This is a genomic window from Streptomyces sp. NPDC002809, from assembly GCF_040295435.1.
GTDB lineage: Bacteria > Actinomycetota > Actinomycetes > Streptomycetales > Streptomycetaceae > Streptomyces.
Genome location: NZ_JBEOVJ010000039.1, coordinates 25,505 through 46,887, shown reverse-complemented (window position 1 = coordinate 46,887; position 21,383 = coordinate 25,505). Strand labels below are relative to the sequence as shown.

At 69.9% G+C, this 21,383-nt stretch carries 15 protein-coding genes; 4 read left to right on the top strand and 11 right to left on the bottom strand.

Translation table 11 applies throughout. From position 1 onward, the window contains the following. Positions 1 to 122: 122 nt before the first annotated feature. From ABT025_RS22825 to ABT025_RS22815, 3 genes are all read right to left on the bottom strand, one after another. On the bottom strand, positions 123 to 1,019 hold the full coding sequence (locus ABT025_RS22825) for an ADP-ribosylglycohydrolase family protein (protein ID WP_350997366.1): 897 nt from the start codon (positions 1,017 to 1,019) through the stop codon (positions 123 to 125). A gap of 10 nt (positions 1,020 to 1,029) precedes the next feature. Next, entirely contained in the window at positions 1,030 to 1,689 is a 660-nt protein-coding gene (locus ABT025_RS22820; RefSeq protein WP_350997363.1) for a histidine phosphatase family protein, read from the bottom strand. Between the two features lie 92 nt (positions 1,690 to 1,781). Then, positions 1,782 to 2,387, bottom strand: a complete 606-nt coding sequence (locus tag ABT025_RS22815; protein ID WP_350997360.1) for a YdbC family protein — start codon at positions 2,385 to 2,387, stop codon at positions 1,782 to 1,784. Between the two features lie 373 nt (positions 2,388 to 2,760). Here ABT025_RS22815 and ABT025_RS22810 point away from each other — a divergent pair, with 373 nt between their 5' ends. Next, positions 2,761 to 3,297 carry a TerD family protein gene (locus tag ABT025_RS22810; protein WP_350997357.1) on the top strand — a complete coding sequence of 179 codons (537 nt, stop codon included), beginning with the start codon at positions 2,761 to 2,763 and terminating at the stop codon, positions 3,295 to 3,297. A gap of 102 nt (positions 3,298 to 3,399) precedes the next feature. Here the strand turns inward: ABT025_RS22810 and ABT025_RS22805 are convergent, their stop codons facing one another. Both ABT025_RS22805 and nrdR read right to left on the bottom strand, forming a co-directional pair. Beyond that, complete coding sequence (locus ABT025_RS22805; protein ID WP_350997354.1) at positions 3,400 to 6,306, bottom strand: vitamin B12-dependent ribonucleotide reductase; 2,907 nt, start codon at positions 6,304 to 6,306, stop codon at positions 3,400 to 3,402. Positions 6,307 to 6,464: 158 nt separating this feature from the next. Next, a complete protein-coding gene (nrdR, locus tag ABT025_RS22800; protein ID WP_350997351.1) occupies positions 6,465 to 6,977 on the bottom strand; it encodes a transcriptional regulator NrdR in 513 nt (170 codons plus the stop codon). 555 nt (positions 6,978 to 7,532) lie between these two features. On the opposite strand from nrdR, the gene lexA reads away from it, so the two are divergent. After that, positions 7,533 to 8,327 carry a transcriptional repressor LexA gene (gene lexA / locus ABT025_RS22795; RefSeq protein ID WP_219573501.1) on the top strand — a complete coding sequence of 265 codons (795 nt, stop codon included), beginning with the start codon at positions 7,533 to 7,535 and terminating at the stop codon, positions 8,325 to 8,327. An 87-nt stretch (positions 8,328 to 8,414) separates the two neighbouring features. Here the strand turns inward: lexA and ABT025_RS22790 are convergent, their stop codons facing one another. The 5 genes from ABT025_RS22790 to ABT025_RS22770 all read right to left on the bottom strand — a co-directional run bounded on the left by ABT025_RS22790 (position 8,415) and on the right by ABT025_RS22770 (position 16,690). Then, positions 8,415 to 10,385 (bottom strand): ATP-dependent DNA helicase, encoded by a 1,971-nt coding sequence (locus ABT025_RS22790; RefSeq protein ID WP_350997347.1) that lies wholly within the window; start codon positions 10,383 to 10,385, stop codon positions 8,415 to 8,417. Between the two features lie 50 nt (positions 10,386 to 10,435). Further along, a complete protein-coding gene (locus ABT025_RS22785; protein WP_350997338.1) occupies positions 10,436 to 12,451 on the bottom strand; it encodes an IucA/IucC family protein in 2,016 nt (671 codons plus the stop codon). Between the two features lie 60 nt (positions 12,452 to 12,511). Beyond that, positions 12,512 to 13,237 (bottom strand): GNAT family N-acetyltransferase, encoded by a 726-nt coding sequence (locus tag ABT025_RS22780; RefSeq protein ID WP_502972000.1) that lies wholly within the window; start codon positions 13,235 to 13,237, stop codon positions 12,512 to 12,514. Between the two features lie 115 nt (positions 13,238 to 13,352). After that, positions 13,353 to 15,281: an IucA/IucC family protein gene (locus ABT025_RS22775; RefSeq protein ID WP_350997335.1), complete on the bottom strand. Its 1,929-nt coding sequence runs from the start codon at positions 15,279 to 15,281 to the stop codon at positions 13,353 to 13,355. 29 nt (positions 15,282 to 15,310) lie between these two features. Continuing rightward, on the bottom strand, positions 15,311 to 16,690 hold the full coding sequence (locus ABT025_RS22770) for a diaminobutyrate--2-oxoglutarate transaminase family protein (RefSeq protein ID WP_350997332.1): 1,380 nt from the start codon (positions 16,688 to 16,690) through the stop codon (positions 15,311 to 15,313). 361 nt (positions 16,691 to 17,051) lie between these two features. Between ABT025_RS22770 and ABT025_RS22765 the strand changes: the two genes are divergently transcribed. Then, on the top strand, positions 17,052 to 18,281 hold the full coding sequence (locus ABT025_RS22765) for a trypsin-like serine peptidase (protein WP_350997329.1): 1,230 nt from the start codon (positions 17,052 to 17,054) through the stop codon (positions 18,279 to 18,281). A gap of 270 nt (positions 18,282 to 18,551) precedes the next feature. Further along, positions 18,552 to 19,724, top strand: a complete 1,173-nt coding sequence (locus ABT025_RS22760; RefSeq protein ID WP_350997326.1) for a trypsin-like serine peptidase — start codon at positions 18,552 to 18,554, stop codon at positions 19,722 to 19,724. A 73-nt stretch (positions 19,725 to 19,797) separates the two neighbouring features. Here the strand turns inward: ABT025_RS22760 and hflX are convergent, their stop codons facing one another. After that, positions 19,798 to 21,321 (bottom strand): GTPase HflX, encoded by a 1,524-nt coding sequence (gene hflX, locus ABT025_RS22755; protein ID WP_350997323.1) that lies wholly within the window; start codon positions 21,319 to 21,321, stop codon positions 19,798 to 19,800. Between the last annotated feature and the right edge of the window lie 62 nt (positions 21,322 to 21,383).

Here is a 21,383-nt window from a genome sequence, read left to right as displayed (position 1 = left end):
GCACACCCGTCGTGATGATCACCGAGGGCGACGTGGCCGAAAGAGTAAACCCGCCGCGACGGCAGTCAGCCGAACGGGGCAACGCTGTGGCAGATCCGTGACAGTCGGGCGCCGGAGGCGGTTCAGCCCGTCATCCAGTCGGGCAGCGCTTCCGTCTGTGCCGTCCAGTCCGCCGGTGGCTCGCCCGCCGTGCCGGCCGCGACCACCCCGCCGACGATCGCGCACGTCGTGTCGACGTCACCGCCGGCCTGTGCGGTCACCCAGAAGGCCTGCTCGAAATCGCCGAGACTGCGCGCCGCGGACCAGAGAGCGAACGGGACGGTGTCGTGCGCGCTCGTACGGCGCCCGTTGCCCAGGACCGCGGCGACCGTGCCCGCGTCCTTGTAGTCCAGCATGTCGCGGGCCCTGCGCAGTCCGGCGCCGACCGCGCTGCGCGGCACGAGCGCGATCACGCCGTCCAGGAGGTCAGCCGGCGTCGGCGGCCCGGTGGGCGAGGCCGCGAGTGCGGCGGCCGCAGCGACCGCCATCGCTCCGACGACGGCTTCCCGGTGCTGGTGCGTGGTGTACGAGGAGATCTCGGCCTGGTGCGTGGCCTGCTCGGGGTCGTCCGCGTACCAGGCGCCGAGCGGTGCGATGCGCATCGACGAGCCGTTGCCCCACGAACCCTGGCCCTGGAAGAGCGAGGAGGCCAGCTCGCGCCAGTCCCCACCCTCCCGGACCAGCCTGAGCAGGCGGTTCACGGCGGGGCCGTATCCCCGGTCGAAGTCATGGTGCGTCGCGAAGGAGCGGGCGAGCGCGTCCTGGTCGATACGGCCGTGCTTCCGCAGCACGGCCAGGACCGAGGCGGCCATCTCGGTGTCGTCGGTCCACTGCCAGGGCCCGGGGGGCAGGGCGCGGTCCTTCAGGAGCGGGTAGTTGGCGGGCACAAAGAACTGGGAGCCCAGGGCATCTCCCACGGAGAGGCCACGCAGGCTGGCAAGGGCGCGTACGAAGCGCTGGTCGGAAGCGGATTCGGTCATCGCTTCCACTCTATCCGGTGATGCCGTACGGCTCAGGAGTGCGCCAGCGCTCGAACGGCCTGTCCAGCGTGTAGCGGCCGTCCTTGCCCAGTACCAGCGCCCGGGATTCTCCGTTGCACGGGTTGGAGAGCGATTCGAATTCGGCCACGGACCAGTGGAACCAGCGCATGCAGAAGAGCCGCATGGTCAGTCCGTGCGTGACCAGCAGGACGTTCTCCGGGTGGTCTGGGTCCTCGAAGCTCCGGTACAGACTCTCCAGGAAGGCGCCCACCCGGTCGTACACGTCCGCACCGGACTCGCCCTGCGCGAAGCGGTAGAAGAAGTGCCCGTAGGCGTCCCGGTACGCCTTCTGGAGGCGTACGTCGTCCCGGTCCTGCCAGTTCCCCCAGTCCTGCTCGCGCAGCCGGGGCTCCTCACGCACCCGGACGCGTTCGAGATCCAGCCCGAAGGATCTGAACGTCTCGTGCGTTCGGCGGTAGGGCGAGACGTACACGCTCACGCGCTCACCGTCGAACAGCTCGCGCAGCCGCGCCCCCGTCTCGCGGGACTGCCGCAGGCCGGTCGGGGTGAGCCTCAGTGCGTGGTCGGGCTCGCGCTCGTACACGGTGTCGTCGGCGTTGCCCTCGGACTCGCCGTGCCTGACGAGGACAATGCGTTGCGGTCTTGCCATGTACCGACCCTAGATCGAGTCACGGCCGTTCGAGCAATTGTCCGGAACCCGATGGTGCATGTCGCAGGTGAAACCCCGGCCGCCCCGGCCGGTCACACGGTCCATGCCGGTTCGAGCTGGACGACGTCGCCGGCGAGCGAGGCCACGTCGTCCTCGGTCTGCGCGCGCTGCGAGAGCCGTTCGACACTCGCCGGCCGGTACTTGCCCCGCTCGGCGCTCGACTGCCACATCGACAGGACCAGGAACTCGTGCCCGGGCGCCTCGCCGAACACGCCGCGCAGCATCCCGGGCGAGCCGGCCATCGCCGGATTCCACACCCGCTGCTGCATCAGGGCGAAGTGCTCGACGCGGTCCTCGTGCACCCTGCTGTGCGCCACCCTGACCACGTCGGCGTCCGTGAAGTGCGGTTCGAAGCCGGTCTTCACGTCGAAGCGGTACTCGAACAGCTTGACCTGGATGTCGCTGCACGTACCGGTCTGCGCAGCGGCCAGGGCGTCGTGCCCGCGCGCCATGAACGAGTCGTAGAAGACCCTGTTCTCCCAGAACGCGAAGACATGGGCGACCTCCGGCCGGCTGCGGCTCCAGCCACCGCCCTGCCCCCTGAACCCCGGCTCACCCAGCAGCCCCGCCCACTTCCGCTGCCCCCGCTCGAAACCGCGACGGTCCCCCACACTGCAGCGAATCCACTTGACCAGCACCGCATCATCGTACGGGTGATGGACGTGGCGTGGGTCACGCTCCGACGGAGTGCATCAGAACCGGTCACGGGTGATCACACAATGATCACCACGACCTCGCTGCTCACCGACCCGCTGTGCGACCGCCGGATTCGGTGGAGCGGATCCTTGTCGCCGGTGCGGGCGGGGGCTGTCAGGTGCGCAGCGCCATCGAAGGGTTCCGCCACGAGGTGCGCTCACGTCCACCGCGGCAGATCTCGCATCGAGACACCGTGCTCACCATCGTGGCCCGATTACGCCCCTCGTCCCCAAGCCGGTTTGTTCCACGGGCCGTTACGGACACGATCGAGTGATAGAACCGGACCGACGGCCCCGCGCGAAGGAGCGAAGTCCGATGAGCACTCCCAACAAGGACATCGAGAAGATCGAGGTCAGGGTCAAGTGGGATCCCAGCCCTCACGGCGAGCCCGCCAACGACCTCGACATCATCGCGGCGACCTACCCGGCCGAGGAGCCGTACGGCAGCCCCGGCTATCTCGTGCACTTCGACAGCCGGGCACCCGACGGCACCATCACGCTCAACCGCGACAGCAGGACCGGCCAGGGCCTGGGGTACGACGAGGTCATGACGCTGGAGCTGGACCGGCTCTCGGAGGCGTACTCCCGGGTCGTCGTCGGTGTCGCCATTCAGCAGCGCGACGGCCACAAGCCGTTCGGGGCGATAGAGAACACCGCCGTACAGATCCGTGAGGGGTACGACATCCTCGCCGAGGACGACTTCTCGGCGGTGGCTGCGGCGACCGCGGCCGTCGTCGCCGAGTTCGTGCGGGACTCCTCCGGGGTCTGGAACTTCCACGACACGGTGCGCGGATTCGACGGGGACGCCGACTCGTTCGCCACGGCCATGGGAAGCCGTCCGCCCGGAGCGTGACCCAGTGCGGACAGCCGAAGGGGGCGGGCAGGAACTCCGTGATCGGAGTCCTGCCCGCCCCCTTCGGCAAGGCCGTCGCCCCTCTCGGGGCACCCGGTTCGGTCAGCTGCAGCCGCTGGTCGAACCGCAGCCCTCGCAGATGTAGCAGGAACCGGCGCGCTGCATCTTCGTACCGCAGGAGAAGCAGAGCGGCGCGTCGGCGCTGATGCCGAGCTGCATCTCGACGAGCTCGGCCGAGGTGTGCGCCGTCTTCGGGGCCGGCGTGCCGGCCTCCTGCACCGGGGCCACGGCCTTCAGCGGCTCCGGCTGCCGCACCGGGGCGGACTGGGCCAGACTCTCGGCCTCCAGCTGCTCCTCCTCGAACGACGGCTCGTAGGAACCGGTGTCGAGGTGGCGCTGACGCTCCTCGGCGGAGTGGATGCCGAGGGCCGAGCGGGTCTCGAAGGGCAGGAAGTCCAGCGCCAGGCGGCGGAAGATGTAGTCGACGATCGACTGCGCCATCCGCACGTCCGGGTCGTCCGTCATACCGGCCGGCTCGAAGCGCATGTTGGTGAACTTCGAGACGTACGTCTCCAGCGGAACGCCGTACTGCAGACCCACCGAGACGGCGATGGAGAAGGCGTCCATCATGCCCGCGAGGGTCGAGCCCTGCTTGGACATCTTCAGGAAGACCTCGCCGAGACCGTCGTCCGGGTAGGAGTTGGCGGTCATGTAACCCTCGGCGCCGCCCACCGTGAAGGAGGTGGTGATGCCGGGACGGCCCTTGGGCAGACGCTTGCGGACCGGGCGGTACTCGACGACCTTCTCGACCGCGGTACGGATGGTGTCCTCGGCCTTGGCGGTGACCGCCTCCTTCTCCTTCTCCTTGGTCTTGGCGGAGAGGGGCTGGCCGACCTTGCAGTTGTCGCGGTAGATCGCGAGCGCCTTGACGCCCATCTTCCACGCCTCGAAGTAGACCTCTTCGACGTCCTCGACGGTGGCCGTCTCCGGCAGGTTCACCGTCTTGGAGAGCGCGCCGGAGATCCACGGCTGGATGGCCGCCATCATGCGCACGTGGCCCATCGCGGAGATGGAACGCTCGCCCATCGCGCAGTCGAAGACCTCGTAGTGCTCGGTCTTCAGGCCGGGGGCGTCGATCACGTTGCCGTTCTCGGCGATGTGGGCGACGACCGCCTCGATCTGCTCCTCCTGGTAGCCCAGGCGGCGCATGGCCTGCGGAACGGTGCCGTTGACGATCTGCATCGAGCCGCCGCCGACGAGCTTCTTGAACTTGACCAGGGCGAGGTCGGGCTCGAGGCCGGTGGTGTCGCAGGACATCGCGAGACCGATGGTGCCGGTGGGCGCGATGACCGAGGCCTGCGCGTTACGGAAACCGTTCTTCGCGCCGAGACGGATGACGTCCTGCCATGCCTCTGTCGCGGCGGCCCAGATCGTGCTGTCCAGGTCGTCGGCGTGCATGGCCACGGCGTTGGCGTCGGCGTGCTGCTTCATGACGCGCTGGTGCGGCTCGGCGTTGCGGGCGTAGCCGTCGTACGGGCCGACGACGGCGGCCAGCTCGGCGGAGCGCTTGTACGAGGTGCCGGTCATCAGCGAGGTGATGGCACCCGCGAGCGCGCGGCCGCCGTCGCTGTCGTACGCGTGGCCGGTCGCCATCAGCAGGGCGCCGAGGTTGGCGTAACCGATGCCCAGCTGACGGAACGCGCGGGTGTTCTCGCCGATCTTCTCGGTCGGGAAGTCGGCGAAGCAGATGGAGATGTCCATCGCGGTGATGACCAGCTCGACGACCTTGGCGAAGCGCTCGGACTCGAAGGACTGGTTGCCCTTGCCGTCGTCCTTGAGGAACTTCATCAGGTTAAGCGAGGCGAGGTTGCACGAGGTGTTGTCCAGGTGCATGTACTCGCTGCACGGGTTCGAGCCGTTGATCCGGCCGGACTCCGGGCAGGTGTGCCAGGCGTTGATGGTGTCGTCGTACTGGATACCCGGGTCGGCGCAGGCCCAGGCCGCCTCGGCCATCTTGCGGAAGAGGGACTTGGCCTCGACCTCTTCGATGACGTCGCCGGTCATCCGGGCACGCAGCCCGAACTTCCCGCCGGACTCGACGGCCTTCATGAACTCGTCGTTCACCCGGACCGAGTTGTTGGCGTTCTGGTACTGGACGGACGTGATGTCGTCGCCGCCCAGGTCCATGTCGAAGCCCGCGTCACGCAGGGCGCGGATCTTCTCCTCCTCCTTCACCTTGGTCTCGATGAAGTTCTCGATGTCGGGGTGGTCGACGTCGAGAATGACCATCTTGGCCGCACGACGGGTGGCGCCACCGGACTTGATCGTTCCGGCGGACGCGTCGGCGCCACGCATGAAGGAGACCGGTCCGGAGGCGTTTCCGCCGGAGGAGAGGAGCTCCTTGGAGGAGCGGATACGGGAGAGGTTCAGGCCGGCACCGGAGCCGCCCTTGAAGATCATCCCCTCTTCCTTGTACCAGTCGAGGATCGACTCCATGGAGTCGTCGACGGCCAGGATGAAGCAGGCGGAGACCTGCTGCGGCTGGGGCGTGCCGACGTTGAACCAGACCGGCGAGTTGAAGCTGAAGATCTGGTGCAGGAGGGCGTAGGCCAGCTCGTGCTCGAAGATCTCGGCGTCCGCGGGAGAGGCGAAGTAGTTGTAGTCCTCGCCGGCCTTCCGGTACGTCTTGACGATCCGGTCGATCAGCTGTCGCAGACCGGTCTCGCGCTGGGGGGTGCCGACAGCCCCGCGGAAGTACTTGCTGGTGACGATGTTGACCGCGTTCACCGACCAGAAGTCGGGGAACTCGACGCCACGCTGCTCGAAGTTGATCGAGCCGTCGCGCCAGTTGGTCATGACGACGTCACGGCGCTCCCACGCCACCTCGTCGTACGGATGCACGCCGGGGGTGGTGTGGATGCGCTCGATACGCAGGCCCTGCTTGGTCGCAGTCGACTTGGTCCCCTTGGTTCGGGAACCTCGTGCCGGGCCGCTCGCCGTCTCTGTCATGCCGCCTCCCATATGTGGGCAAAAACGCCCTGAAGTGCCGAGAACTTCCCCGGGCACAGTGTGTGTCTGATACTCCGGACGCCGCGTACACCGTCCGGAGCAGGTCCAGGTGCCGGCCCGCAGCCGATCAACGGATCAGCGGGGCCGACGAGTGCCGCTCAGTCGGCGGCGACGGCGGGAACGGGGACCTCAAGGGTCTCGCCGGTCCCGCGTCCTTGTACGGGAGGCCGTCGCTCGCGGAGTTCCACGATGGCGGCCTCGAAGTCTTCGAGGCTGTCGAACGCCCGGTAGACGGACGCGAACCGCAGGTACGCGACGAGGTCGAGTTCCTGCAGGGGGCCGAGGATGGCCAGACCCACGTCGTGAGTGGTCAGCTCGGCACTGCCGGTGGCGCGCACCGCCTCCTCGACCCGCTGGCCGAGTTTGGCGAGGGCGTCCTCGGTGACCGGCCGCCCCTGACACGCCTTGCGCACGCCGGAGATGACCTTGGTGCGGCTGAAGGGCTCGGTGACACCGCTGCGCTTGACCACCATGAGCGAGCAGGTCTCCACCGTCGTGAAACGGCGGGAGCAGTCGGGGCACTGGCGACGCCGGCGGATCGAGGTCCCGTCGTCGGTGGTGCGACTGTCGACGACCCGGCTGTCGGGGTGCCTGCAGAAGGGGCAGTGCATGGCTCCCAACCCTCCTTCACAACACGACTGAATAGCCTCTTCAGGCCCGGTGAGGGGCCTTCGAAGCGGTCTCAAGCATAGGCGATGACCACACCCCCGATGGACGGGGACCACAACTTCTGGGTGGCTGTAGCAATCCAACCACTAGATCTTGGGTTTGGCCGCGCATTTGGCCCTAGCGCGTGTCGAGCGCTCCGGGCGGCCGGAAGGCAGCGTAAGGCCGAGCACGAGGGTACGGGAAGCGGCCGGCACCGCCGAGTGCGGGGGCGGCCGCCCCGGGGCCGCACGGACGACCCGGACGGCGCGCGGAAGGCGACCCCGCGCACCGGCGCCGCGGGCGCGGACGCTAGCGTAATGGTCCGAAATGCCGGTCGGCTCGCGCGCGGGGCGACAGCCCGGACCGGCGACGGAAACCCCCGCCCGGCTTCGCTCATACACCCGGCGTTGAGCACTCAACAGACTTTTATTCGTTTTTCACTCGAACGTGTGTTTGGCGCAACCTTTCGAAAGCTACTACCGTTGTCCAGCTAGGGAGACCATTCGAGAGGGGCCGACGTGACCACCACCGCAGACAGTGCCATCATCACTGCCCAGGACCGCTCCCAGAGCCGACTCGAGCCGGTGCATGCCATGAATGACTCAGTCACGAACACGGAGGGGCCGGAGCCCGCGCGCCCAGCGCGCTCGCTGCCCGGACGACCTCCTGGAATCCGGGCGGACAGCTCGGGGCTCACGGACCGGCAGCGGCGAGTGATCGAGGTCATCCGGGACTCCGTACAACGGCGGGGATACCCCCCGTCGATGCGGGAGATCGGTCAGGCGGTGGGCCTTTCCAGCACGTCCTCCGTCGCACATCAGCTGATGGCCCTGGAGCGCAAGGGCTTCCTGCGCCGCGACCCCCATCGCCCGCGGGCGTACGAGGTGCGCGGCTCGGACCAGCCCAGCACACAGCCCACGGACACCACCGGGAAGCCCGCGGCGTCGTACGTGCCGCTGGTCGGCCGGATCGCCGCAGGTGGTCCGATCCTCGCCGAGGAATCGGTCGAGGACGTGTTCCCCCTCCCCCGCCAGCTGGTCGGGGACGGAGAGCTCTTCGTGCTGAAGGTCGTCGGTGACTCGATGATCGAAGCGGCCATCTGTGACGGGGACTGGGTCACCGTGCGACGCCAGCCCGTGGCGGAGAACGGCGACATCGTCGCCGCCATGCTGGACGGCGAGGCCACGGTCAAGCGCTTCAAGCGCGAGGACGGCCACGTGTGGCTGCTCCCGCACAACTCCGCGTACCAGCCGATCCCCGGTGACGAGGCGACGATCCTCGGCAAGGTCGTGGCGGTGCTCCGCCGGGTGTGATCCACCGCCCGGTCCGGCACACAGGGCCCCTGGTATCCGCTGTACGGATACCAGGGGCCCTGCCGCTTCCCGGAGGCCCGCTCGGGACTACTTCGCGTCGGCCCTGGCCGCCTCGTCGATCGCGGCGAGCGAGCGGCGTGCCTGGTTCGGGTCGGTCGTGTACCAGAAGTCGGGGAGCGAGGCGCGCAGATAGCTGCCGTACCGGGCATTGGCGAGGCGCGGGTCGAGCACGGCGACGACACCCTTGTCCCCGGTCGCGCGGACGAGACGCCCGGCGCCCTGGGCCATCAACAGGGCCGCATGCGTGGCGGCCACGGCCATGAAGCCGTTGCCCCCGGCCTCCTCGACGGCCTTCTGGCGTGCGCTCATCAAAGGATCGTCGGGCCGCGGGAAGGGAATCCGGTCCATGATCACCAGCTGACAGCTCGCGCCCGGGACGTCGACGCCCTGCCAGAGCGAGAGCGTGCCGAAGAGACAGGTCTCCGGGTCGGCCGCGAAATTCTTGATCAGTTCCCCCAGGGTCTCCTCGCCCTGGAGCAGGATCGGCCGCTCCAGCCTGCCCCGCAGCTCCTCGGCCGCGGCCTGGGCCGCCCGCATGGAGGAGAACAGTCCGAGCGTGCGCCCGCCCGCGGCCTCCACCAGCTCGGCGAGCTCGTCCAGCATGTCCGTGCGGGAACCCTCCCGGCCCGGGGTCGCCAGATGCCGGGCGACGTACAGGATCCCCTGCTTCGGGTAGTCGAAGGGCGAGCCGACGTCGAGGCCCTTCCACTGCGGGACGTCATCGCCCGCGGTGCCCTCCGGGGAGAGCCCGAGGGAGGCTCCCACGCCGTTGAAGTCCCCGCCGAGCTTGAGCGTCGCCGAGGTGAGGACCACGGAGCGGTCGGCGAAGAGCTTCTCGCGCAGCAGCCCGGAGACCGAGAGGGGGGCGACCCGCACGGAGGCGCCGAAGCGGTCGTGGCGCTCGTACCAGACGACGTCGTACTCGGAGCCCTGCGTGATGCGCTCGGCGACACCGTGGATCGTCTCGATCGAGGCCATGGCCTGCTTACGGACCGCGTCCTCGTCCTGGACGGACTTGTCACGGGTGGAGCCGAGCGCGGTGATCACCGTACGAGCGGCGTCGCGCAGCGCCATCAGTGCGTAGCCGAGGTCCTCGGGGACCTCCTCCAGCCGGCCCGGAAGCGCCAGCTCCATCACCCGCTCGAACCCCTCCGACGCAGTCTGCAGGGCGTCGGCGGCCTTCTCGTTGACCAGCTTCGCCGCGCGGCGCACCGCACGGCTGACCTGACCGGGGGTGAGCTCGCCGGTGGCCACTCCGGTGACCCGGGAGACCAGCTCGTGCGCCTCGTCGACGATGAGTACCTCGTGCTGCGGGAGCACCGGGGCGCCCTCGATGGCGTCGATGGCCAGGAGCGCGTGGTTCGTCACCACCACATCGGCGAGCTTGGCACGCTCCCGGGCCTGCTCGGCGAAGCACTCGGCCCCGTACGCGCATTTCGTGGCGCCCAGGCACTCCCGGGAGGAGACGGAGATCTGTGCCCAGGCCCGGTCCGAGACGCCGGGGGTGAGGTCGTCCCGGTCGCCGGTCTCCGTCTCGTCCGCCCAGTCCCGCATGCGCAGCAGATCCTGGCCGAGCTTGCTCGACGGAGCGGCCGCCTCGAACTGGTCGAAGAGCCCCTCTTCCTCCTCCTGCGGCACGCCTTCGTGGAGGCGGTGCAGACAGAGGTAGTTCGACCGGCCCTTGAGCATGGCGAACTGCGGGCGCCGGCGCAGCAGCGGATGCAGTGCGTCGACCGTACGCGGGAGGTCCCGCTCCACGAGCTGGCGCTGGAGGGCCAGGGTCGCCGTGGCCACCACGACGCGCTCGCCGTGTGCCAGGGCGGGCACCAGATAGCCGAGCGATTTGCCCGTGCCGGTGCCCGCCTGGACGAGCAGGTGGGAGTGGTCGTCAACCGCCTCGGCGACGGCGTCGGCCATGGCGGCCTGGCCGGGGCGCTCCGTACCGCCGACGGCGGTCACGGCGGCGTGCAGGAGCTCGGGGAGAGATGGCTTCGTCATAGCCCGACCAGCCTACGGGGCGCCACTGACAACGACGCTCACTCCCGGACTCACGCGGAGGCGTGGAGCGGATTGGCCACTGTGCCGTGGATCGCCGCGTGCGGGCGCTCGGGCCGGTCGCGATAGCCGTCCAGGTGCAGGCGGTTGCGGTTCAGACAGAGGCGTTCGATGCGCGGCGTCAGCATGTCGAACATCTCGAACCGTTCCTTCAGCTCCGGGAACCGGGCGTGGTGGCGCAGGATCTCCGCCCGGACGAGTGACCAGAATTCGCCCTCGGACACCCCGAGCTGTTCCTCGCAGAGCGGGGAGAGGAAACGGAAGACTCCGGTGAAGAGACCGGAGTGGATGAACTGGGTGAGGAAGGCGGGTTCCTCCGTGAGCAGGACCCTCCGCACGTCCGGCGGCATCGTGTCGTGCTCGGGCAGCGGTCGGGCGCTGACGTTCACGTCGTCGACGAAGTCCTTGATCGCCAGGCGTACCGGGACGTCGTGGTCGTCGAAGACGACGATGGCGTTCTCGCCGTGCGGCGAGAAGACGGTGCCGTAGCGGTAGAGGAAGTGCAGCAGCGGCGGCAGCAGGGCGGCGAAGAGCCGCGTGAGCCAGGCTGTGGGCGTCAGCCCCGAGCGGGCCACCAGTTCGGCGGTGAAGGCGCGGCCCTGCGGATCGGTGTGCAGGAGCGAGGCGAGGGTACGGGCCCGCTCACCTGGCGCGAGACGCGGCAGAAGGGGCTCGCGCCAGATCGCTCCGAGGATCTCCTTGAACTGGTACGGGGTCTCGGGAAGGTGGTCGTAGAGCGGATGCTCGACCGTGACCGAGGCGACCTCGCCGAGGAGGATGACGCCGCAGGTGTCTCGCAGGAACGGGTCGTTGTCGCGCATCCCCTGCACCCAGCCGGTGACGGCGGGCGCGGCGAGGGTGCGTTCGGTCGGCAGGCCACGCCAGACCAGTGTGTTCAGGATGGACAGCGGGAGCTTGACCGTGTGCCGGTCGGGCCGTGCCAGGTTGGCGAAGGTGCGGATGGACTGCTGCGGCAGCCGCAGGTCCGGGTCGGCGTGCAGGGGGACGATGTCGTCCGCGGCGATGGCCGGAGCGAACAGGGGAACGATCCACTCGTCCCACTGCCAGGGATGGACGGGCAGGCAGTAGTAGCCGTCCGGGTCGAGGCCCCGGCCGCGCAGAGTGGCGGCGAAGGACGCGCGGACCGCGGGGTCCAGCTCCTGGGCGTAGAGCCGGCCGGCGTCGGCGAGCGCGCCCACACCCCGGTAGGCGGCGATCCGGGAGGACACGGCGATCCACGGCAGCGTGACCGGTGTGCGGGCCTCCGGGGTGAAGCGGGCCGCGTCGGTGGCGGAGAAACCGAGCCGCCCCTTGTTGGCGACGATCCAGGGGTGGCCCGTCTGGTGGCCCTCGAGTTCGGCGTAGTCGAGGTCGGCCAGTTCGGCGGCGGTGAGCGCGCCGTGGTCGAGGCGGGCGTCGGCGGTGAGTGTGGTGGTGAGCTCGCGGACGAGGTGGCCGAGGGTGGCGCCGTCCAGCCCGAGAAGGCGACGGGCGCGGGCGAGGAACAGCAGCGGATCACGGAAGGGGACGCTGCCCGCGACCTGGTCCGGCGCCGCTGTCCCCGCCCCGCTGCCGGACCCCGCGGTCACGTCGGCCTCCGCCACGGTGCCGCTCGCGTCACGGGCAGTCGCATCCGTCGCCCCGCCGCCGGCCTCACGGGCGGTCGCACCCATATGCGCCACCCCGCTGTCCGCGTCACGGGCGACGGCATCCGCCTCCGTCGCCGCGCTGCTCGCCTCGCGGATCGAGTCGGGGGCGACGCGCCAGCTGCCGTAGACCCCCCGCCGGGCGGTGAAGCTCAGGCTCCCGCCGTCGTCGAGCACGAGGATGTACGTATCGCCCCCGGCGGATCGCGGGACGGGCCGGACCACTTCCTCGTAGGCGAATTCGCCGAGCATCTTGGCGAGCAGCCGGGCAGAGGCCCGGTCCCAGACCGCGCGGTTCAGTTCCGGGGTGCTGAGCAGCGCGGGCGACTGGGCTGCGTCACTGCTCGCGGGATATTTCGGCACGGGGACTCCTCGGGAGGGAACCGACGGGGTTCGAGCGGCGGGGGCAGGACAGCGGATCGTTCACAGCCGGGCACGGTGGACTCGGTCGCGGACCATCAGCGCGGCCCGCTTCTCCGGGAGTTCGACCTCGGCGGAGTAGCGGAATCCGGCGCTCAGGAACGCGGAGACGGACGGGGTGTTACGGAGGTCGGGCTCGGCGACGACACGCGTACACCGAGGGCGGTTGTCGAGGACGAGGTCGGAGACGGCCCGGAGCAGGGTGGTCCCGATTCCATGACCCCGCCGCTCCACGTCGCCGATGAGGAGGTGGATCCCCGTGTCGTGGGGCCGGAGCCCGCAGTGCCGGGCCAGGGGGTCGAGGTCGGCCCGGTAGATCTCCCAGTAGCTCATCGGGACGCCGGAGAGCACTCCCAGGCAGGGGATGCTGCGCCCGTCGCCGTCGAGCTGGGGCATCAGGTGCCCGGCGGTGACGGTCTCGGCTCCGGCGAGTTCCCAGAAGGCCGCGACTGCGGGGTCGTTCATCCAGCGGCTGATCACCGCGAGGTCGCGCTCCAGCCGCACGGGGACGAGCTGGAACACTCCGGCCCGGGTCGTGACGGGCTTCCACTCGCCCGGCCGGTCGAGCAGACCGGAGTCCTCCGGTCCGTACCCGTACGCGGGGGCCTCCTCCCCCAGGAGCGCGAGCAGTTCGGCGGTGAGCCGCAGATCCAGCGTCTCCTCGGCGTCCGGCCCGGCCGGGGAGGCGGGGCCGGGCCCGGGGTCGGTGGGCGCGTCGGCGGGAGGCACGGTGACGCTCTCCTCTCTCGTCGGTCGGCGTCCCGGCCGGGACAGGCTCGACAGTCGGCGTCCCCGGCCGGGACAGGCTCGACATCGGTGTCCCGGCCGGGACGGGGTGGGTTCCTCAGCCGCACAGGGGGTTGGTGATGGTGACGTAGACGGACTGGGTGTCCACCGGCCCGACGAGTTCGTCGAGGCCGCGCAGGCGCGTCAGCATGTTGGCCTTGCAGCGCAGGCGGGGGGTTTCCAGCAGCTGCGCGGGGAGTGGGGATCCCAGTGCGGTGGCCGATCCCAGGAACCGCCGGAAGGCGGCGAGGAGCACCTGTTCGTCGGCGAGCTGCTGGGCGCCGAACGCCCCGATCAGTCCGAACACGTTGTTGATGCCGAGGTAGTACGCGAAGCGTTCGTCGGTGACGGCGTCGGAGACGAAGGTGTCGCTGACCGATCCGATGCCGGGGAGCCTGCGGTCGAGAGCGACGCGGTGGGACTCACGGAAGTAGTAGCCCTGATTGTCGCGGTAGCGGCCGCCGACCGGCCAGCCCTCGGCGTCGAGGAGGACCAGGGTGTTCTGCTGGTGGGCTTCGAGGGCGACCCCCGCGTTGCCGTCGAGCCAGAGGACCGGCTGCACCACACGGTCCAGATAGCGCAGGAACCACTCGGCCGCCACGGCGGTCGTGGTCCGGCCGGTGGCGGCACCGAGGCGGCGGACGATGTCGACGAGGCGGGACCGCATACCCGCCCGGTCGGGCCAGGGGCGCGGCGCGGTGAGCCCGGCGATGCAGACCGCGTCGTCGTACCGGTCGAAGGGGTTGTGGCGCAGCATGACGTCGAGGCCGGGGATGTGTTCGCCCTCGGGGGTGTCGACCGCGAGCCACGCGGGGTCCCGGACGATGTCGAATCCGGGGTGGACCGCGTGCCACTGCCGGGCGAGGCCGCTGCGCATGAGCCGGTGGACCTCCACGCCCCGGTGAAGCTCCTTGCGGAGGTTCTCCCGGCGGGAGTTGGTGATGCGCACGCCGAGGGAGAGCTTCAACATGAGGTCCACGCCGGGGCGTTGCACGGTGCGCACCGAGGAGGTGGGGTGCCAGCGCTCGCCGTACGGGCCGAGGTCGTGCAGCAGGCCCGAGTCGGCCAGGGCTGCGACTTCGGGCCGCATCGCCAGTTCGCGCGCCTGCCAGGGGTGGAGCGGGATCGGCGCGGTGCGCGGGGGCAGCCGCAGGCCCTCGGCGTGACGGGCCACCAGTTCGGTGGCCGGGACCGGTCGGCCGTGGTCGGTCCAGGCGGAGTCGGTGGCCAGTACCGACCGGTCGACGGCCATCCAGTGGAGCGGGAAGGAGCCGTGCGACTCGGGTGAGTAGAGGCGGGACTCGGAGTCGGAGAGGCCTTCCCGGCTCTTGGGCGAGGGGTGGAGCGGGTGGCCGAGGAGGAGTGACTGCTCCGCGGTGAGGAAGAGGTCGGCCTCGGGGGGCGCGGTGGGGCGGCGTCGTTGTTCGTCGATGAACCCGGCGGTCCGACGCACCGAGTCGGCCACCCTGGCAACCATGTCGGCGCCCTCGTGGTGGTCGGCCTCACGGCCCAGGAGGGCGGCGACGGTGACGGCGTCGGCGGCCGGCGCGCCCTCGGGTGCCTGCTCCAGGAGGGGCGGCCCGAAACGGTGCCAGCCGGTGGCGGACCAGTGGCGGACGGGGACCAGCAGGGCGGTGCCGCTCGCGGGGAGCGGGATGCGGAGGGTCTCCCCCTCCGGGCGGGTCAGGTCGCATTCGCGGACCCAGCAGCGCAGCAGGTTCTCGATACCCGCAACGTCGGCGGCACGGAGCGGGTCGGGGTGGTCCAGAGGATCGGGGTGTTCGAGGGGATCGGGATGGTCCAGCGTGTCGGGTGCCGGTGCGGGACGTGCGGTCGCCGTCCGGTGGGCGTGCCACTGACCGTGCGGCACGTCCTTCTGGCGCGGCACGGTCGACGCCTCGACGGCGAGGTGGCCGGAGGTCCCGGCCTCTCCCCGGTGGTGGATGGAGGGAGGGCCGTCGGCCTCGGGCGCGGGGGTGGGGTTCACGGCGGTCTTTCCTGTGATGGTTTCCGGAGTCAGCGGATCGACCCGGTCGCGGTCCGGCGGTGCGGTGAACGCTCGGCGGCTGCCAGGGCGTCGGCGAGGCGGTCGACGACCGCTGTCGCCTGTTCGTCGGTGAGCGTGAGGGGTGGGAGCAGACGTACGACCGTGGAGTGACGGCCGCCGAGTTCGACGATGAGCCCGCGGCGCAGGCACTCCTGCTGGACGACCGTGGCAAGGACGGGATCCGGTGGTGCCTCGCCGCCCGCGCCCACCGGAGCCGCCTCGGGGTCGACGAGTTCCACGCCGATCATCAGGCCCCGCCCGCGGACGTCGCCGATGCTCGGGTGGTGGGCGGCCAGTCCCCGCAGGCTCGCGAGCATCCGGGCGCCGAGGTCGGCGGCCCGGTCGGCGAGCCGGTTCTCCCGCACGTGAGCGAGGGTGGCGGTGCCGGCGGCCATGGCGAGCTGGTTGCCGCGGAAGGTGCCGGCGTGGGCACCCGGCTGCCAGGTGTCGAGTTCGGAGCGGTAGACGATCACTGCGAGCGGGAGGGAGCCCCCGATGGCCTTGGACAGCACCATCACGTCGGGCACGACGCCGCTGTGCTCGACGGCCCAGAAGGCACCGGTCCGGCCGACACCGGTCTGCACCTCGTCGGCGATCAGTGGAACGGACCGGGCTGTGGTGATCTCCCGCATGCGGCGCATCCAGGCGTCCGGGGCGGGGTTGACCCCGCCTTCGCCCTGGACGGGTTCGAGGATCATGCCGGCCGGTGCCGGGGTTCCGCTCTTGGGGTCGTCCAGCACGCTCTCGGTCCAGCGCGCCGCGAGTTCCGCCCCGTGCTCGCCACCGGTACCGAAGGGGCAGCGGTAGTCCTGCGGGAACGGAAGCCGGGTCACCCGCACGTCCTCGGCGCCCCCCGAGGCGGCGAGGGCGCCCGCCGTCATGCCGTGGTACGCGCCGGTGAAGGCGAGCAGACCGCTGCGTCCGGTGGCGGCGCGGACCAGGGTGAAGGCCGCCTCGACCGCATCGGTGCCGGCCGGTCCGCAGAACTGGATCCGGGCGTTGTCGGCGAACTCCCGCGGCAGGTTGGCGAACAGCTCCGTGGTGAAGGCGTCCTTGACCGGCGTGGCCAGATCGAGCACATGCAGCGGTGCACCCGAGTCGATGACCTTCTTGATCGCTTCCAGGACGACGGGATGGTTGTGCCCGAGAGCCAGCGTCCCGGCTCCGGACAGGCAGTCGAGATAGCGCCGCCCGTCCGCTCCCTCGATGGTGAGTCCCCGTGCCCGTACCGGCACGATCGGCAGCGAACGCGCATAGGTACGGGCGGCCGACTCACGCAACGACTGGCGGCGCAGGATGCCTTCGTGCGGCGCGAGTGGTGGTGCCGGAGCTGGTTCGGTCACGGCCACGGCTGTTGATCCTCCTGCTGTAACAGTTGCGTTGCACGTCAGCACGATTCCGCAAGGACGGACTGCGGGGGTGAACGCTGTCTCCGTGTCCCCCGTATGTACCAACGACGAGGGACGCGGAGGATCACGGGTAAATCCGAAGATCCTTGCGGGCCGGAACCGGGCCCCTGCCGCATGCCGTCCACAACCACACCGGCATAGTGGGGGACCGTGCCATGGCTCCGGGACAGCTTCCCGGCCCATGCGGCATGCCCGGAAAGGCGCACGACCGCCGTCCGGCCGAGCCGGCCCGTGTGTCGTACAGCCGTCCAGAAGTGCAGTACAGAAGCGTTGAGTTACGAAGTCCCAGGGGGATCACCAGATGCGACTCATTCGACCAGGATTCACCGCACGCCGTGGGGGGAGCGCTCGCCGCTTCCCCTCCCCCGTGCTTGCCACCGCGGCGGTCACCGCCGTTCTCGCCCTCACCGCGACGGCCTGCGGGCCGAGCGAGGACGACGCGAGCACCGAGCCGAGCAGCAGTTCCGCGGGCCAGACGTCGGACGGCAAGATCACCATTCCGGATGATCTGAAGGACCGGCTCAAGGAACACGGGATCGACCTCGACCAGTGGAAGAGCGGCGAGTGGAAGAACTGGGACAAGGACAAGTGGCTGCGTGAGGCCAAGGACTACATCAACCCCATAATCGAGGGCCTCTGGGACGCGGACCGGATGCGGGACGCCGACAAGGCGCCGGAGCAGCCGGTCGACAACGACATCTCCGGCGACGAGGGCGTGACGGACCCGACGCCCGTCCCGGTACGGGCCGTTGGCGTGCAGACGCCGTTCCACGACAACGCCGCCGAGTCGGGAAAGCTGTTCTTCGACGGCCCCGAGGGTTCGATGGTCTGCTCGGCGACCGTGGTGAAGGACCCGGCGCACCCCGGCAAGTCCAACATGGTGTGGACCGCGGGCCACTGCGTGCACGCGGGCAAGAAGGGCGGCTGGTACCGCAACATCGCCTTCGTGCCGTCGTACAACGACAGCGGTCTGTCGACCGACGAACTCCGGAACAACCCGCCCAAGCAGAAGGTCGCCCCGTACGGCGTGTGGTGGGGCTCGTGGGCGCAGACCTCCGAGCAGTGGATCGACCAGGGTGCCTCGGTCGGCGGTCTGGGCGCTCCGTACGACTTCGCCGTGCTGCACGTGACGCCGGAGAAGGGCTCGACGGGTAAGTCCCTGGAGGAGACGGTCGGTTCGGCGCTGCCGGTCGACTTCAACGCCCCGGCCGTCCCGAAGATCGCCGCCATGACGGCCACCGGCTTCCCGGCCGCTCCGCCGTACGACGGCCAGAAGCTCTTCCAGTGCAAGGACAAGCCGGGCCGGCTCTCGCTCACCAAGGACGACCCGACGATGTACCGCCTCGGCTGCACCATGACCGGTGGTTCCTCCGGTGGCGGCTGGGTCGCGGCGGGCCAGGACGGCAAGCCCGCGCTGGTGTCCAACACCTCCATCGGACCGGTCACGGCCGGCTGGCTGGCCGGACCCCGCCTCGGCAAGGAGGCCAAGGGCGTCTACGACTCGGTCAGCAAGAAGTACGCGGGGCAGTAGGGACGGACCACGGTCCGCCCGGGCAGGGACGAATCACCGTCCGCCCGGATGAGGATGACGGCGCATCAGGGGCCTTCGGCGGGGAATCCTCCGCCGAAGGCCCCCGCGCCGCACAGCGGTGCTCACGGTCCGCCGCCCTGCGGCCCTCCGTGGCGAAAGCCACCGTCCAGGCCGTCATAGGGTGGTCCCCGCGCATCACCGACAGCCGGCCGGTCCGGCATTCGACATGACACGCTCATGCCAATCCATGCTTCAGGGGGAAACTTTTCCATGCGATCCATACGTCCGCTGCTCAGTGCGACCGGCCTCGCCGCCGTCCTCGCCCTGACGGCGACGGCCTGCGGGCCGGGCGATGACCAGGCGGCCGACAAGCCCGCCGCCACCGCTTCCGCCGAGGGCAACGACTCCGGTGGCGGCATATCCGCCGATCTGGCCGAAACCCTGAAGAAGCACGGTGTCGACCCGGACAAGTGGAAGAGCGGCGAGTGGAAGAACTGGGACAAGGAAAAATGGCTGAGTGAGGCCAAGGACTTCGTCAACCCGGTCATCGACGGGCTGTGGAAGCCCGACCGGATGAAGTCGGCGAAGGACCCGGCCAAGACCATGTCGGCAGGCGACCTCTCCGGCGACCAGGGTGTCAGCGACCCGGAGCCGAGGCCGGTCACGGCCGAGCGCGAGAAGACGCCGTACCACAACTACGCGGCCCCGGTCGGCAAGGTCTTCTTCGACTCCCCCGAGGGCTCCATGGTGTGCTCGGGAACCGTCGTCAAGGACCCGAAGAACCCGGGCAGGTCCAACCTGGTGTGGACGGCCGGTCACTGTGTCCACGCCGGTGCGAAGGGCGGCTGGTACCGCAACATCGTCTTCGTGCCTGCCTACAACGACCAGGGCAAGAACGCCGCGGCGCTGAAGAACGCGCAGCCGCAGGAGATCGCCCCGTACGGCGCCTACTGGGCGGACTGGGCCAGCACCTCCGGCGAGTGGCTGGCCGACGGCGGCCCCACCGGCGGTGAGGGCGCCCCGTACGACTACGCCGTCCTGCACGTGAAGCCGGAGAGCGGCACCAAGTCCCTCGAGGAGACCGTGGGCAACGCGCTGCCGGTCAACTTCGACTCCCCCGAGGTCGCGCAGATCAGCGCGATGGGCGCCTGGGGATACCCCGCCGCCCCGCCGTACGACGGTCTGATCATGCACAAGTGCGTCGACCGTCCCGGCCGGCTCTCCATCAGCCCCGCCACCCCCACGATGTACCGCATCGGCTGCACGATGACCGGTGGTTCCTCCGGCGGTGGCTGGTTCAGCGAGGGCGACGACGGCAAGCTCGCGCTGGTCTCCAACACCTCCATCGGACCGGTGACGGCAGGCTGGCTGGCCGGACCCCATCTGGGCGAGGGCGCCGAGCAGATCTTCACGATGATGAGCGACAAGTTCGGCAGCCGGTAGCACCGGCGTCCGGACACGGACGGAGGGCCCGCACTCCCATGGGGTGCGGGCCCTCCGTCCGTGTCTGCTGCGGTCAGTGCACCGCGGGTACGAACGCGGCGAGGTCCGAAGCAAGCTCCTCGTGCACCCGTGCCTTGAGCAGCGTGCCCTCCGCCGTGTGCTCCTCGGAGATCACCTCGCCCTCGGCGTGCACCCGGGAGACGAGCCCGCCCTGGGTGTACGGCACGAGCGCCTCGATCTCGACCGACGGCCTCGGCAGCTCACTGTCGATGAGCGCGAGCAGCTCGTCGATACCGGCGCCGGTACGTGCCGACACCACGATCGCGTGCTTCTCGTTGCGCAGCAGCCGCTGGAGGACCAGCGGGTCGGCCGCGTCGGCCTTGTTGATCACCACGATCTCGGGCACGTCCAGCGCGCCCACCTCGCGGATCACCTCGCGCACCGCGGCGAGCTGCTCCTCCGGCACCGGGTGCGAGCCGTCCACCACGTGGAGGATGAGATCGGACTCGCCGACCTCCTCCATGGTGGAGCGGAACGCCTCCACCAGGTGGTGCGGCAGGTGCCGTACGAACCCGACGGTGTCGGCCAGCGTGTAGATCCGCCCGCTGGGTGTCTCGGCGCGGCGCACGGTCGGGTCGAGGGTGGCGAACAGTGCGTTCTCCACCAGCACACCCGCACCGGTCAGCCGGTTGAGCAGCGAGGACTTGCCCGCGTTGGTGTAGCCCGCGATGGCGACGGAAGGCACCTTGTTGCGCTTGCGTTCCTGCCGCTTGATCTCGCGGCCGGTCTTCATCTCCGCGATCTCCCGGCGCATCTTCGCCATCTTCTCGCGGATCCGTCGCCGGTCGGTCTCGATCTTGGTCTCACCGGGACCACGGGTCGCCATGCCGCCACCGCCGCTGGAACCGCCGCCGCCCATCTGACGGGACAGCGACTGACCCCAGCCGCGCAGGCGCGGCAGCATGTACTGCATCTGTGCCAGCGAGACCTGTGCCTTGCCCTCGCGGGACTTGGCGTGCTGGGCGAAGATGTCGAGGATCAGTGCGGTCCTGTCGACCACCTTGACCTTCACGACGTCTTCCAGGTGGATCAGCTGGCCGGGGCTGAGCTCACCGTCGCACACGACGGTGTCCGCCCCTGTCTCGAGAACGATGTCGCGCAGCTCGAGTGCCTTGCCGGAACCGATGTAGGTGGCCGGGTCGGGCTTGTCGCGACGCTGGAAGACGGCGTCGAGCACCTGTGCTCCGGCCGTCTCGGCGAGTGCCGCAAGCTCCGCGAGGGAAATCTCCGCGTCGTGCACCGTGCCCGAGGTCCAGACACCGACCAGCACGACGCGCTCCAGGCGCAGCTGCCGGTACTCGACCTCGGTGACGTCCTCGAGCTCGGTGGAGAGTCCGGCCACACGCCGCAGGGCGGCACGGTCGGAGCGGTCCAGCTGTTCGCCGTCCCGCGCTCCGTCGATCTCGTGGCTCCAGGCGACGTCCTCTTCCATCAGGGCGTCGGCCCGAAGGGGGCTTTCGGTGAGGCTCTCGGTGGCGTTCTCCGTGGCACTCTGCGCGTCCTGCGCGTCCTGGGGAAGGGAAGAAGAGGAGGTCATTGGATCCTTACGTCGATAGAAGTCGGTTACATCAGTCACAACGCGTAACCTCCCGGGATGAT

Excerpts from the sequence above, each read along its gene's own strand:
- ABT025_RS22825 (WP_350997366.1), bottom strand. The coding sequence starts at position 1,019 with ATGACCGAATCCGCTTCCGACCAGCGCTTCGTACGCGCCCTTGCCAGC.
- ABT025_RS22820 (WP_350997363.1), bottom strand. The coding sequence starts at position 1,689 with ATGGCAAGACCGCAACGCATTGTCCTCGTCAGGCACGGCGAGTCCGAG.
- ABT025_RS22810 (WP_350997357.1), top strand. The coding sequence starts at position 2,761 with ATGAGCACTCCCAACAAGGACATCGAGAAGATCGAGGTCAGGGTCAAG.
- ABT025_RS22805 (WP_350997354.1), bottom strand. The coding sequence starts at position 6,306 with ATGACAGAGACGGCGAGCGGCCCGGCACGAGGTTCCCGAACCAAGGGG.
- nrdR (WP_350997351.1), bottom strand. The coding sequence starts at position 6,977 with ATGCACTGCCCCTTCTGCAGGCACCCCGACAGCCGGGTCGTCGACAGT.
- ABT025_RS22790 (WP_350997347.1), bottom strand. The coding sequence starts at position 10,385 with ATGACGAAGCCATCTCTCCCCGAGCTCCTGCACGCCGCCGTGACCGCC.
- ABT025_RS22765 (WP_350997329.1), top strand. The coding sequence starts at position 17,052 with ATGCGACTCATTCGACCAGGATTCACCGCACGCCGTGGGGGGAGCGCT.
- ABT025_RS22760 (WP_350997326.1), top strand. The coding sequence starts at position 18,552 with ATGCGATCCATACGTCCGCTGCTCAGTGCGACCGGCCTCGCCGCCGTC.
- hflX (WP_350997323.1), bottom strand. The coding sequence starts at position 21,321 with ATGACCTCCTCTTCTTCCCTTCCCCAGGACGCGCAGGACGCGCAGAGT.